This window comes from Idiomarina tyrosinivorans, from assembly GCF_003987475.1.
Lineage (GTDB): Bacteria > Pseudomonadota > Gammaproteobacteria > Enterobacterales > Alteromonadaceae > Idiomarina > Idiomarina tyrosinivorans.
On record NZ_PIQH01000002.1, the window covers coordinates 72,527 to 86,807 of the forward strand.

A 14,281-nucleotide genomic window follows, 5' to 3' on the forward strand; every position below is an offset into this window, starting at 1 on the left:
AGTACATGTCCAACTTTTTAAAGCTTCTAACTAGTAGAGGCCTTTTTAGTCATAATTAATAATCCTGTCGACCAGTTAAGTCCAACTGAATGAGTATTCGAAATATTGCTTAACTTTCTAAAAGACATTTCGGCGTCAGGATAGTGCTCTGGCGGCCAATCGTCTTGGGGCAGGAAGTCATCGACAATGTAGATTCCTCCATCAGCAAGAAGATTAAAGGCCTCCTCGATTAACTCATATTTACCCGGCCATGCATCCGCAAAGATAATGTCAAACTTCTCGTCTCGAGGCTCTCTTAGAAACTCCATACCGTCAATTTCAAGAAACGTTACACGAGAGTCACTTATATTATCCTTCGCGATTCCCTGGGGCCCTCTGTCATTATCTATCGACAAAAGTTTTGAGTTCGGACACATTCCTTCAAGAAGCCAAAGAGCACTTAGCCCAGTTCCAGTTCCGATTTCAAGAATATTTCCATTTGGCTTGCTTGAAGCAAGAAGTCTTAATAGACAACCAGTATTCAGGTCGCTGCACATGTCAAAGCCTGAGTTTTTCGAAGCATTAATTAGATAATCTAAATTGCTTGGTGTGTCTCGATTGAAAGTGTCTAAATCAAATTCCATTGTTTGTTTCTCCTTTTAAGTTATTATTTCGTTCCAATAAGTTTATCAACTGATATAGAGCAAGCACTGCCAAGGTAAGTACCGTCATTCCGCCCCATAGGTATAGCATTCCGAATTCAGATAAGAGCAGGCCGCCGACAAGAGGAGAAATTGCAAATCCAAATTCATACATTTGAGCAACTCCGAAATACGCCCCTTTCATATTGTTTGGAGCCAGCCGGTCGACTTTTATACTTATAGTTGGAAAAAGAACTACTTCTCCTACACTTAGAATAACTACGCCAACAATCCAATACAGCCAACCTGAGTCTGCAAGTAAGAAAATTGCTTGAGATAGCGCTAATAAGGTAATACCAAAATTAGCTCGAAAGGATAGGCTCTTTACAGACAAGAGCTTATCTAGCGGGAATTGCAGTAAAATTATAATGGCTGCATTCAACGTCAGCATGAGACTTAGCAAACCTGTCGGGTCGTTAGGCAATAAAGTTGACAAAACTTGCGGTAGAGTGATATCGATCTGGCCGTAAACAGCCATCACACAGATGTTACACAGCAGAAGCAACATAAATGGTTTATCTAATAAGGCGTTCTTGAGTCCGTTCTTATTCAACCCTTCCTTAGCGAGATCCGATTCATCAGGGGCTACCTTTTCTGCACCCAAAGTTACCCATAGAAACCGAACAAACATTGTTAGAGTAACTAATCCCGCTACAGTAAATACATCAACTGCGTATCTATACCCAATAAATATCCCAATAACAGGACCTATAGCGGCACCAACATTCATTAAAAAGTAACGGCGTTTTAGTAACTTCTCTCGGAAGGTTCTATCTTTTGAAGAGTTGGAGATAATGGAGTTACTTATTGGTTCAATTAAACCCTTTGCTAGACTGTTTAAAAAAACGCCAACATATAGTAAAGCGGCATTATCAATTACAGTTAAAATAACAAATGAAACGAGAGTTAAGAGTAGGCCGCCCCCTAAAATCCTAGTTCTGCCTACACGGTCAGAAAGTCCACCAAAAAAAGCGCCTATAAGGAGCGACGCGGCCATTGCTAAAGTCATGTACAAGCCGATTTGGGCTGGCCCCTCTTCCAAGTCTCTACTTAGTATAAGTGTAACAAGGGGCCAAACCATAAAATGCGACACGCGGGTTAACACCGTGAGCTGCATCACAAAGCTTACTAATGAGGTTTTCAAATTCTACATCCATATAAAATCTAAAAGATCTACATTAATCTAACATCTTATTCCTATTATGAAAATAATGTAGTAAGTAGAAACTGTTGCCAGCCCAAAATAAAATCCACAAGGTCGGGAATTTGGTAATGATTGAACCCATGCAAGGGTGCTCTCGGAAAGTCAGACTCCACTAGTACTTTCAAACTTCATTAATAGTCATTCATCTTTTGACCTCTTGACCTCTCCCCCAAACTAGCATCACTCCTTTGATGAGATTATTCATATTATGTGGCCAATCATCATCTGACTGAATCGCCACTAATTTCCTAGACACCTCTTAGTTAGATATGGAGTGGACCGAGAATCATAGACAATTCCTGACTATTATTTGAGCATAGGAGGAAAGTTTATGAACAACCAACGATACAGTCCAGAATTTAAGGATGAAGCAGTCCGTCAAGTGATAGAAAGAGGGTACACCGTTGCTGAAGTTTCAGCGAACTTGGGGGTATCTCAACACAGTCTCTATAAGTGGGTAAAAGCAGCCAACCCGACCCCCTCCAAGCAAAAGGACGACGAACTGATAGAGGCAAAAAAAGAAATACTGAAACTACGTTCTGACCTAAAACGAACCGAGGAAGAGCGGGACATTCTAAAAAAGGCCGCAAGGTACTTTGCAAGCCAGCCAGAGTAAAGTACCAGTTCATCAATGAACATCGCCGCATTCATTCGGTTGCTTTGATGTGTCGAGTTCTTGAGGTTGCGCGTGCTGGTTTCTATTTTTGGATCGATAAACCGTTATCTGATCGTGCCTTAGAAGATCGTCGGCTGCTTCCCTTAATAAAAGATTCGCATAGCGCCAGTTGCGGTGTTTACGGCTATCGGCGCATTCATCTCGATTTGTGCGAGCTCGGTGAGTCGATTGGTAAAAACCGTGTTTTGAAAATTATGAATGCACATAATATCAAGGCTTCACGGGGATATAAGAGATTTCGATACGGAGCCGGCCGACCAGCTATTGTGACTCCTAACCCATTACAGCGGGAATTCACCGTGGCACGACCTAATCAAGCCTGGGTGACTGATATTACTTATATCCGAACTTGGCAGGGCTGGCTTTTTCTTGCGGTTGTCATGGATCTTTACGCCCGTAATATTGTTGGATGGTCGATGAAGCCTAGTCTCGCTAAAGAAATTGTTCTAGACGCTCTGTTGATGGCTGTGTGGCGTCGAAAACCAGCCTCCCCAGTCTTAGTGCATTCTGATCAGGGGTCACAATACGGCAGCGATGATTGGTTCCGGTTTTGTAAATCTAATAACTTAGAGCCCAGCATGAGTCGTCGGGCTAACTGTTGGGACAACGCCGTTGTAGAGTCTTTCTTTAGTAGTTTAAAGAAAGAGCGGGTTAAAAAACGGGTCTATAAAATGCGAGAATTAGCGCGAGCCGACATTTTTGATTACATTGAAGTATTCTACAACCGGAAACGGCGACATAGTCACCTCGGCGGCATCAGCCCCGAGCAGTTTGAGCAAGCCTCATTTTGAGGCGTCAGGGTGTCAATGATACTGGGGGGCATTCCATAGTGTACTTTTCTTCACTGATGAATCATTTGGCAGGCTCAGAGCAATATATAAAGAACTTTGTAAATATGTCCACTCAGATGACTCTGTTCAATGCGATATCTCGGTCTTAGCTCAACTACCTCATATAGATACTAAACAACTTAATTTATGGGAAGAAAAGTACTCTGAAGTATGTAAATTATTCTCTTTGATAATGGTAACTGTAGAGCCCAAGATATTTTTAAATAGCAGCGCAGCTCACAGAGATGTTATCGGATTTAACCTTCCCAAAAAATGTAAGGGGCAACTAATGGAATGTGGGAAAATTTTAGTTTAGCAGGTTTTGTAAGCCTATCGAGTTATTACTCTTTTCACTATTAGGTATCAAACTAACATTGCCCTATACTAACACCCACCGAATAAGGTGAGTCCCCCACTTCTTACTTCTCGCTTGATCCATTTTTATATATGAAACTTTATTGCTAAGTATGATTCTTTGTTACTAGGTATGGAACTTTATTACTACACCACAAGGGCCCTTGCGGGCCCTAGATTAGCTATTCAACAGTCACTGATTTCGCGAGGTTGCGGGGTTGGTCGACGTCGGTGCCCTTAATGATGGCAACGAAGTACGAGAGCAACTGTAGCGGCACGGTGTAGACGATAGGGGCGATGAGCTCGTCACAGTGGCAGACGTTTAACACATTCATGGTGTCGTCACTGGCGAAGCGGGCTTGCTTATCGGCAAACACATACATTAAGCCGCCACGGGCGCGCACTTCTTCTACATTCGACTTCAGTTTTTCTAGTAGCTCGTTATTCGGCGCCACCACAATGACCGGCATAGATTCATCAATCAACGCTAATGGTCCGTGCTTCAATTCGCCGGCGGCATAAGCTTCGGCGTGAATGTAGGAAATTTCCTTCAGCTTCAACGCACCTTCCATCGCAATCGGGTATTGGTTGCCGCGACCGAGGAATAGACTGTGTTCCTTATTGGCGAAGTCAGGTGCTAATGCTTCAATATCATCGCTTAGCGCCACCGCTTCTTCTAACCGCGCTGGCAAGCTCTTCAACGCCGTCACAATACGTTTTTGGCTGTCCTCGCTCATACCGCGATATTTACCCAAGGCTACCACCAGCATCAACAACCCAGTAAGCTGCGTGGTAAACGCTTTGGTAGAAGCGACACCGATTTCGGTACCGGCACGGGTTAGGAAAGCCAAATCTGATTCGCGTACCATTGATGATGATTCCACGTTACAGATCGTCAGGCTGCCTTTGTATCCCAGCTCTTTGGATAACCGTAATGCAGCTAACGTATCGGCGGTTTCACCACTTTGCGAAATGGTCACCAACAAACTGTTACGGTTCACGAACGATTTGCGGTAACGGAACTCCGAGGCAATTTCGATAGAGCAGGGGATATCCGCCAAGGCTTCTAACCAGTAACGCGCCACCATGCCGGCATGATAACTGGTACCACAGGCAACAATTTGTACGTGCTCGATTTCACGAAACAACTCTGCCGCCTTTTCACCAAAGGCTTCATCGCGAACAGAGTCTAGGGTTAGGCGACCCTCCAGCGTATTCCGTACAGCAATCGGCTGCTCGTGAATTTCTTTCAACATGAAGTGGCGATATTCGCCCTTGCCACCGGCGTCATATTGGCTGGTCGACTCCACCAATTCGCGTTCAACAGCATCGCCGTTATGGTCATAAATCGCGATATCGGTGCGGTTGATGTCGGCAACGTCGCCTTCTTCTAAATAGATAAACTGGCGGGTCACTGGCAATAGCGCCAGTTGGTCAGAGGCGACAAAGTTTTCGCCAATGCCCACGCCAATGACCAGCGGGCTTCCAGAACGCGCAACAACCAATCGTTGTGGTTCTTGGGTGTCCATTACCACCGTGCCATAGGCACCGTCTAATTGCTTAACTGCGGCCTTCACCGCATCACACAAGTCACTGTGTTGCTTGCGCTCGTGGTGAATTAAGTGAGCGATCACTTCGGTATCAGTTTGTGACTGGAAGTCATAACCTAACGCTTTAAGCTTTTCTCGTAACGACTCATGATTTTCTATAATGCCGTTATGCACCACGGCAATTTGACCGTCGGAAATATGTGGGTGGGCGTTGTTTTCGGTGACACCACCGTGCGTCGCCCAACGGGTATGGGCAATACCAATGGTTGCATCTAATGGTTCTTTGCCCACGGCATCGGCTAACTCTTGCACTTTGCCGGTGCGCTTAATGCTTTGTAATTGGTTTTGGTCATCAATAACGGCTAAGCCGGCTGAGTCGTAGCCACGGTATTCCAACCGCTTTAAACCCTCTAACAAAATACCGCTTACGCGGCGTTCAGATGTTGCGCCTACAATTCCGCACATGTGTCGTTAATCCTTTTTATCCACCGGCCGTTTCCAACCGCTAATATTTCGTTGTTTGCCCCGTGCGACCGCCAACTCGCCTTGTTCAACGTCGCGGGTTACTACCGAGCCAGCTCCAACAGTGGCTTGCGCGCCAATAGTCACCGGCGCTACCAAGGAACTGTTTGAACCAATAAATGCACCATCACCAATATGGGTGGCAAACTTGTTCACGCCATCGTAATTACAGGTAATGGTTCCGGCGCCAATATTTGCCCCTTCACCAACTTCGGTATCGCCCAAATAGGTTAAATGGCCAGCCTTTGAGCCTTTACCCAAAGTGCTTTTCTTCATTTCGACAAAGTTGCCGACTTGCGCGCCGGCTTTCAATACCGCACCGGGGCGTAATCGGGCAAAAGGCCCGGCAGCGGTGTTTTCGCCGAGCTCTGCCCCTTCAATATGAGAATTCGCTTTCACCGTTGCGCCATCGCCAATGCGACAGTTTTTCAGCACACAGTTGGGCTCTATGGTAACTTGATGACCTAACACAACCTCGCCCTCGAATACCGTGTTGATATCGATGGTGACATCATTCCCAGTGGTTAAGCTTCCGCGAACATCAATCCGCGCCGGGTCAATCAACGTCACGCCGTCTACCATTAACTGCTCGGCAATACGGCGCTGGTAATAGCGCTCAAGCTCAGCGAGTTGTTGGCGATTATTGGCGCCAGCCACTTCCATCGGGCTACTAGGGTGAGTGGTGGCGATATTTACGCCTTCTTGCGCTGCCATTGCCACCACATCGGTTAAATAATATTCCTGCTGCGCGTTGTCATTCGACAATCGCGCCAGCCAACGTTTAAACGCTGAGCCGCGGGCAACCATAATACCGGTGTTCACTTCATCGATAGTAAGTTGCGTCAGTGACGCATCTTTCTGTTCGACAATTTCTACCACGCGGTCATTATCGCGCACAATGCGGCCGTAGCCTGTTGGATCTTGCAAGTGCATGGTCAGCAGACCCAACTCGGTGTCCACGCTATCTTTCAACAACGCTTCTAGCGTCTGTGGTTGAATCAATGGCACATCACCATAAAGCACTAGCACTTGTTCGTCGTCTTTTAACTGCGCCTGCACTTGCTGTACCGCGTGGCCAGTACCTAATTGTTCGGCTTGCTCAACCCATTCGATATTAGGGTGTTGAATGCGCTGCTGCAGCAATTCACCACCGTGCCCATACACCAAGTTAATGGCTGCCGGCTTAAGCGCATCAGCGCAATCGATGACATGCTGCACCATGGCTTTCTTCGCCACTGGATGAAGCACTTTGGGGAGTTCGGAACGCATCCGTGTTCCTTTTCCGGCCGCCAAAATCACGACCCGAAGTGAATTGTTCATTAGTAACCTCGTATCCTTACTACCTAGAGTCCAGTTTACCGTTTTTCACGCTATTTTACAGACAAAAGAAAAGCCCACAAAGTTTCCCTTGTGGGCTTCTTTATTCGCTTAAACCAAGGCTTAGCGGCGTAACTTACGCAGTACCTCAAGTTTCGCCAAGGCGCGTGACAATTCCGCCACTGCTTCTGCGTAACTTAGGTCGGCAGCGCTATCAGCAATAGCGTCTTGCGCACGCTTACGCGCTTGCTCCGCTTCTTGCTCGTCAAGGTCCTCAGCACGGATAGCCACATCGGCTAGCACTGTAACGTTGCTCGGCTGAACTTCTAGCACGCCACCAGCAACGTAAAGGATCTCTTCGTTACCGTTTTCGGCAACATAGCGAACCATACCAGGTTTAATTTTTGTCAATAACGGTGCGTGACCTGGGTAAATACCCAATTCACCTTCGCTACCGCTGACCTGAACGGTTTGCACAGTGCCAGAGAACAATTTGTCCTCGGCACTGACCACGTCCAGTTGTAGCGTTTTAGTCGCCATTCAAACCTCCACAGTGGTTATAGGTTTTTGGCTTTCTCGACCGCTTCGTCGATGGTACCTACCATGTAGAACGCTTGTTCTGGCAAGTCATCGTAGTCGCCTTCCAAAATACCTTTGAAACCAGCGATGGTATCTTTCAGAGAAACGTATTTACCTGGCGCACCAGTAAATACTTCAGCAACGAAGAACGGCTGTGACAAGAAACGTTGAATCTTACGAGCTCGAGCAACAGTACGTTTGTCTTCTTCAGACAATTCGTCCATACCCAAGATCGCAATGATGTCTTTCAGCTCTTTGTAACGCTGCAATACTGACTGAACGCCACGCGCAATGTCGTAGTGCTCTTCACCAATAACCAACGGATCCAACTGACGTGACGTTGAGTCGAGTGGATCAACCGCAGGGTAGATACCCAAAGACGCGATGTCACGTGACAATACCACAGTCGCATCCAAGTGCGCGAAGGTGGTTGCTGGTGATGGGTCAGTCAAGTCATCCGCTGGTACGTATACCGCTTGTACCGAGGTGATTGAACCCTTCTTAGTAGAGGTAATACGCTCTTGCAGTACACCCATTTCTTCTGCCAATGTTGGCTGATAACCTACTGCTGAAGGCATACGGCCTAGCAATGCTGATACCTCAGTACCGGCTAGGGTATAACGGTAGATGTTATCGACGAAGAACAATACGTCGCGACCTTCGTCACGGAACTTCTCGGCGATAGTCAAACCGGTTAATGCAACGCGCAAACGGTTACCCGGTGGTTCGTTCATTTGACCGTAAACCAGTGATACTTTGTCTAGAACGTTTGAATCGTTCATTTCGTGATAGAAGTCGTTACCCTCACGTGTACGCTCACCAACACCGGCGAATACAGAGTAGCCGCTGTGCTCGATAGCGATGTTACGGATAAGTTCCATCATGTTAACGGTTTTACCAACACCGGCACCACCGAACAAACCGACTTTACCACCTTTCGCAAACGGGCAAATCAAATCGATAACTTTGATGCCGGTTTCCAACAATTCGCTGGTATTCGCTTGTTCTTCGTAGCTTGGTGCTGCACGGTGAATAGACATGCGATCTTCTTCACCGATAGGGCCCGCTTCATCGATTGGCTGACCTAACACGTTCATAATACGGCCCAGGGTTTTCTTACCCACTGGAACCATGATTGGCTCGCCACTGTTTTGTACAGCGATACCACGACGCAGACCGTCTGTTGTACCCATAGCGATGGCACGAACGATTCCGCCGCCCAGCTGTTGCTGAACTTCAAGAACCAGACCTTCGAGGCCACCTTCGGTCACATTCAGTGCGTCATAAACTTTTGGCACGGCGTCTTGTGGAAATTCAATGTCCACAACCGCGCCGATAATTTGCACGACCTTACCTTGACTCATGACTATTCCTCTAACTCTTCAATTCTTCAAACCCTGCCGTTAAACCGCTTCGGCACCGGAAACAATTTCCGAAATTTCTTGGGTGATCGCTGCCTGACGCGCTTTGTTGTACTGCAACTGTAACTTCTCGATAATGTCTTCTGCATTATCGGTTGCAGCTTTCATCGCGATCATCCGCGCAGCTTGTTCGCTGGCGAAGTTGTCGACAACCCCTTGGTATACCTGTGTTTCCACGAAACGACGAATCAGTGTGTCCAAAATAGCTTCTGGATCAGGCTCATAGAGATAATCCCAGCTACCTTTTTGCACGTCTTCGCCTGCCTCGGTTTTCGGCAATGGCAATAATTGATGAATGGTCGGCTCTTGGCTCATGGTGTTCACAAAACGGTTGAACACGACATAAAGACGATCAATCTTGCCTTCCTCAAACGCATCTAACATTACCTGCACAGAACCGGTAATTTGTTGCATGCTTGGCTTATCACCTAAGCCCGATACTTGTGCTTGTAATTTACCGCCGAAGCGTTTGAAAAAGCCGATCGCCTTACTACCAATTGCTGCGAAATCTGCTTCTACGCCTTTCTCTTCCCACGCTTTTGCGTGTTTAACCACGGCTTTAAACTCGTTCGAGTTCAAGCCGCCACACAAACCACGGTCGGTAGAGATAACGATATAGCCAACACGGTTAACCTCGCGTTCCACCATAAATGGGTGGCTGTACTCAAGGTTTCCGCGCGCAACATGACCAATCACTTTGCGGATAGCAGTGGCATACGGACGGCTAGTTTCCATCCGTTCCTGCGCCTTTTTCATTTTCGACGCAGCGACCATTTCCATCGCGCTGGTGATCTTCTGAGTATTACCAATACTCGAGATCTGGGTTTTAATTTCTTTACCGCCGGCCATGACGAATCTCCTGTTAACTCAACGACAGATAGCCGCTAGTAGCGGCCATCTCCGATTACCACGATTGCGTTTGCTTGAATTTCTCAAGCGCCGCTTTTAACGCAGCTTCGATGTCGTCGTTATAGTTGCCAGTGTTATCGATTTCCGTCATCAACTCAGCGTGCTCGCTCTTCATGTAAGCTTGCAAAGCTGATTCGAAGTCGCCGATTTTTTCTAACGCGACGTCTTTAAGGAAACCTTTTTCCACAGCGAAAATTGATACCGCCATTTGCGCAACGCTCATTGGTTGATACTGCTTCTGCTTCATCAACTCAGTCACACGTTGACCATGCTCCAATTGCGCACGCGTTGATTCGTCCAAGTCAGATGCAAACTGCGCAAACGCTGCCAATTCACGATACTGAGCCAATGCCAAACGAATACCGCCACCCAATTTCTTGATGATCTTAGTTTGCGCTGCACCACCAACACGAGATACCGAGATACCCGCGTTAACCGCAGGACGAATACCTGAGTTAAACAAGTCAGTTTCTAAGAAAATCTGACCGTCGGTGATTGAGATAACGTTGGTCGGAACGAACGCTGATACGTCACCGGCTTGGGTTTCGATGATCGGTAATGCCGTTAGTGAACCGGTTTTACCTTTCACTTCACCATTGGTGAACTTCTCTACGTAATCAGCATTCACTCGTGCTGCACGCTCTAGTAGGCGCGAGTGCAAGTAGAATACGTCACCTGGGTAAGCTTCGCGACCTGGCGGACGACGCAATAGCAATGAGATTTGACGGTATGCAACAGCTTGCTTAGACAAGTCATCGTATACAATCAATGAATCTTCACCGCGGTCACGGAAGTATTCACCCATGGTACAACCAGAGTAGGCTGCCAAGTATTGCAATGCCGCAGATTCAGATGCAGAAGCAGCAACCACAATGGTGTTTTCCATTGCGCCGTGTTCTTCTAGCTTGCGAACCACTGCAGAAATGGTTGAGTTCTTCTGGCCAATCGCAACGTACACACATTTAATACCAGAGTCTTTCTGGTTAATGATAGCGTCCACGGCTAGGGCCGTTTTACCGGTTTGGCGGTCACCGATAACCAACTCACGCTGGCCACGACCGATTGGAATCATCGAGTCGATAGATTTGTAACCTGTCTGCACTGGCTGATCGACAGATTGACGGTCGATAACGCCCGGCGCGATTTTTTCGACAGGTTCAAAACCGTCAGCATCGATAGGACCTTTACCGTCGATAGGTTCACCCAAGGTGTTAACCACACGACCCAACAAGTTACGGCCTACCGGTACTTCAAGAATACGACCAGTTGACTTAACTTTTACACCCTCTTGCAAGTCTGCGTAAGGGCCCATAACTACCGCACCCACTGAGTCGCGCTCAAGGTTCAAGGCGATAGCGTAACGGTTACCAGGAAGCTCGATCATCTCACCTTGCAAACAGTCTGCAAGGCCGTGGATACGAATGATACCGTCGGTGACCGACATGATAGTACCTTCGTTACGGGCTTCGTTGGTGACTTCGAACTTCTCAATTCGTTGCTTGATCAGTTCTGCGATTTCATTTGAATTCAATTGCATGCTCAAGTCCCCAATTAGGATTGCAGTGCGTGGGCAAGGCGCTCTAGCTTGCCTCGTAAAGTGCCATCAATCACGGTATCGCCCGCTTTGATGACCAGACCACCGATAATATTTTTATCGACACTGCAGTTAAGCTTAACTTTGCCACCGAAACGCTTTTCCAACGCTTCAGTAATTGCTGTTTGTTGCGCTTTTAACAATTTCGCCGGTGAAATAACATCAACCGTTAGCTGCTGGCTTTGCTGTGCAACTAACTCATCGAACATTGCTTTCACTTCCGGCAACGCAATCAATCTGCCATTAGCAGCCAATACTTTGATGAAATTGGCTCCATGAGCATCAAGCTGGTCGCCGCAGACATTGATAAATGTCTCGGCAACCTTATCGACATTATTAGCAGCGCTTAAAAACGACACCATGTGCTCGTCTTCAGCGACTGCTGCGGCAAATGCCAGCATGTCTTGCCATTGCTCAATGGCTTTGTGCTCTTGTGCAAAGTCAAAAGCCGCTTTGGCGTAAGGGCGAGCGACTGTAGTCAGTTCAGACATTTCGCGACCCCTCGCTTAGAGTTCCGCAGCAAGCTTTTCAATGATGTCATTGTGCGCTTGCTTATCGATCTCTCTTTCAATGATTTTTTCAGCACCAGAGATAGCTAATACGGCTAACTGCTTGCGCAGTTCTTCTCTGATACGATTGCGCTCAGATTCCACCTCGGCATAGCCAGACGCGATGATTTTCTCGCGTTCTGCGTTACCTTTTTGGGTTTCTTCTTCAACAATCTTGCTGCCACGTTTTTTCGCTTGGTCAATTAACCGAGCTGCCTCAGCTTTAGCTTCTGCTAACTGCTCAGAAATTGCTTGTTGAGCTTGCTCAAGATCTTTCTCAGCACGCTCTCCAGCCGCTAGGCCGTCCGCAATTTTCTTTTGGCGCTCTTCAATCGCTTTCATGATCGGTGGCCACACGAACTTCATGCAGAACCACACGAACACGATGAAGGCGATCGTTTGACCTATTAGCGTTGCGTTGATATTCACAACGAACCTCCTTTGCGCTCGAATGCCACGTTAAGTGGAATTCTTAAGCTTACAGCTGACCGATGAATGGGTTGGCAAAGGTGAAGAACAGCGCGATACCTACACCGATCATAGCGATCGCATCGATAAGACCTGCAACGATGAACATTTTAACTTGCAACTGAGGCGCCAATTCAGGCTGACGAGCTGCTGCTTCTAGGAATTTACCGCCCAAGATACCGAAACCAATAGCAGTACCCAACGCACCCATACCGATCAAGATTGCAACGGCAATTGAGGTAAAAGCGATGATTGTTTCCATGTAGATCTCCAATTAATAGTTAAAGGTTAAAAAGTAAAAACAAAACTGATTAATGTTCTTCTGATGCCATACTCAAGTAAACGATGGTCAGCATCATGAAAATAAATGCCTGCAACACAATGACCAGAATGTGGAATACCGCCCACGCAAAGTGCAACGGTAACTGGAAGTAACCGATCAAGGCAATCAAGATAAAAATCAATTCACCGGCATATAAGTTACCGAACAAACGCAGCGCAAGTGACGCTGGCTTAGCGATAAGCGTGACGGTTTCCAAAATAAAGTTCACTGGAATAAACGCCCAGTGGTTGAACGGCTGCATGGTCAGTTCTTTGACAAAGCCACCAACACCTTTAATTTTGATTGAATAGAAAATGATTAGCAGGAATACACTCAGTGCTAGCGCAAGGGTGGTATTCAAGTCGGTAGTAGGGACCACTTTCATATAAACATTATGTGGTTCATAGCCCATGGCGCCGCCGATTTGTTGCGCTGCCATTGGTAACCAATCTACCGGAATCAGGTCCATCAAGTTCATTAGGAATACCCAAACGAAAATCGTCAGACCTAGCGGCGCAATTAATTTGCTCTTACCGCTGAAACTGTCTTTAACGCTGGTATCAACGAACTCAACACACATTTCGACAAAGCACTGCCATTTACCTGGCACGCCAGTGGTCGACTTTTTCGCCGCTTTACGAAAGCCCCACAAAAACAATAGACCGAGGAATACCGACCAACCGATGGTGTCGATGTGCCACGTCCAAAATCCTTCACCCACTGCCGCATTGGTCAAATGGTGCTGGATGTATTGCGAGACTGTTTGCTCTTCACCCGTACTCATGTTGAACACCTAATTTTCCTTAACTTTTAAAAACAAAATCGGTGATAGCCACTGCCCGATAATCGCGACAATAAAGCCCACGATTAAGCCGATTTTAAGCAGCGGCGTCGAATACAATAGCCAGGCCATCACTATTGTTAGGAGAGCGATTTTTAAGCCCTCGGCCAAGTACATTCTATTGACTATTGCTCGACTGGCACGTGCACCGCTGCGTTGAAACGTCAACCAAGCGACCAGCACATTGCCGATAATTACCAGGCCACCGCCGACCGCTGTCGACCATAGCCATTGAATATTGTTGATGAGTGTAAGGAACAGCGACGCAGCTAACACGATCAGCAGTTGCGCAGTAATGAGTCGTCTAGCCAGTATTTTGCCTTTATTTTTTTGCATTTCTTTAGCCTGACTGGACGAAAATTTAACGACTCAGCGTCTCCTACTCAAAACTCGCGCTAGTATAAAGATCTGCCACATAATTGCAAACAAAATCGGCTCTGAGCAACCAGATTTCGGGCACTCAACA

Annotated in this window: 14 protein-coding genes; 1 reads left to right on the top strand and 13 read right to left on the bottom strand. The window is 46.9% G+C overall.

What is annotated here, in order from left to right; all coding sequences use genetic code 11:
• Positions 1-26: 26 nt before the first annotated feature.
• Positions 27-623, bottom strand: coding sequence for an O-methyltransferase (locus tag CWI84_RS02270; protein ID WP_126840967.1), 597 nt, complete (start codon positions 621-623; stop codon positions 27-29).
• A complete protein-coding gene (locus tag CWI84_RS02275; protein ID WP_126840968.1) occupies positions 613-1,824 on the bottom strand; it encodes an MFS transporter in 1,212 nt (403 codons plus the stop codon). Before CWI84_RS02275 ends, CWI84_RS02270 begins: the two co-directional genes overlap by 11 nt.
• Before the next feature lie 391 nt (positions 1,825-2,215).
• Between CWI84_RS02275 and CWI84_RS02285 the strand changes: the two genes are divergently transcribed.
• Positions 2,216-3,351 (top strand): IS3 family transposase gene (locus CWI84_RS02285; protein WP_206750171.1). Its coding sequence is split into 2 segments (ribosomal slippage): positions 2,216-2,459 and positions 2,459-3,351, totalling 1,137 coding nucleotides; the frame shifts between segments, so codons are not numbered across the junction.
• A 575-nt stretch (positions 3,352-3,926) separates the two neighbouring features.
• On the opposite strand, the gene glmS is transcribed toward CWI84_RS02285, so the two are convergent.
• The 11 genes from glmS to CWI84_RS02340 all read right to left on the bottom strand — a co-directional run bounded on the left by glmS (position 3,927) and on the right by CWI84_RS02340 (position 14,151).
• A complete protein-coding gene (glmS, locus tag CWI84_RS02290; RefSeq protein ID WP_126840971.1) occupies positions 3,927-5,759 on the bottom strand; it encodes a glutamine--fructose-6-phosphate transaminase (isomerizing) in 1,833 nt (610 codons plus the stop codon).
• 6 nt (positions 5,760-5,765) lie between these two features.
• The gene (gene glmU / locus CWI84_RS02295; protein ID WP_126840972.1) at positions 5,766-7,136 is read right to left on the bottom strand and encodes a bifunctional UDP-N-acetylglucosamine diphosphorylase/glucosamine-1-phosphate N-acetyltransferase GlmU; all 1,371 of its coding nucleotides are present in this window, start codon (positions 7,134-7,136) and stop codon (positions 5,766-5,768) included.
• A 120-nt stretch (positions 7,137-7,256) separates the two neighbouring features.
• Positions 7,257-7,673 carry a F0F1 ATP synthase subunit epsilon gene (locus CWI84_RS02300; RefSeq protein ID WP_126840973.1) on the bottom strand — a complete coding sequence of 139 codons (417 nt, stop codon included), beginning with the start codon at positions 7,671-7,673 and terminating at the stop codon, positions 7,257-7,259.
• A 17-nt stretch (positions 7,674-7,690) separates the two neighbouring features.
• The gene (atpD, locus tag CWI84_RS02305) at positions 7,691-9,076 is read right to left on the bottom strand and encodes a F0F1 ATP synthase subunit beta (protein WP_126840974.1); all 1,386 of its coding nucleotides are present in this window, start codon (positions 9,074-9,076) and stop codon (positions 7,691-7,693) included.
• A gap of 39 nt (positions 9,077-9,115) precedes the next feature.
• A complete protein-coding gene (atpG, locus tag CWI84_RS02310) occupies positions 9,116-9,982 on the bottom strand; it encodes a F0F1 ATP synthase subunit gamma (RefSeq protein ID WP_126840975.1) in 867 nt (288 codons plus the stop codon).
• 55 nt (positions 9,983-10,037) lie between these two features.
• Entirely contained in the window at positions 10,038-11,579 is a 1,542-nt protein-coding gene (gene atpA, locus CWI84_RS02315) for a F0F1 ATP synthase subunit alpha (protein WP_126840976.1), read from the bottom strand.
• A 14-nt stretch (positions 11,580-11,593) separates the two neighbouring features.
• The gene (atpH, locus tag CWI84_RS02320; protein ID WP_126840977.1) at positions 11,594-12,127 is read right to left on the bottom strand and encodes a F0F1 ATP synthase subunit delta; all 534 of its coding nucleotides are present in this window, start codon (positions 12,125-12,127) and stop codon (positions 11,594-11,596) included.
• A 15-nt stretch (positions 12,128-12,142) separates the two neighbouring features.
• On the bottom strand, positions 12,143-12,613 hold the full coding sequence (atpF, locus tag CWI84_RS02325) for a F0F1 ATP synthase subunit B (protein WP_126840978.1): 471 nt from the start codon (positions 12,611-12,613) through the stop codon (positions 12,143-12,145).
• A 49-nt stretch (positions 12,614-12,662) separates the two neighbouring features.
• A complete protein-coding gene (atpE, locus tag CWI84_RS02330) occupies positions 12,663-12,914 on the bottom strand; it encodes a F0F1 ATP synthase subunit C (RefSeq protein ID WP_126840979.1) in 252 nt (83 codons plus the stop codon).
• Between the two features lie 49 nt (positions 12,915-12,963).
• Positions 12,964-13,758: a F0F1 ATP synthase subunit A gene (gene atpB / locus CWI84_RS02335; protein ID WP_126840980.1), complete on the bottom strand. Its 795-nt coding sequence runs from the start codon at positions 13,756-13,758 to the stop codon at positions 12,964-12,966.
• A gap of 9 nt (positions 13,759-13,767) precedes the next feature.
• Positions 13,768-14,151, bottom strand: a complete 384-nt coding sequence (locus CWI84_RS02340; protein ID WP_126840981.1) for an ATP synthase subunit I — start codon at positions 14,149-14,151, stop codon at positions 13,768-13,770.
• Positions 14,152-14,281 lie beyond the last annotated feature (130 nt).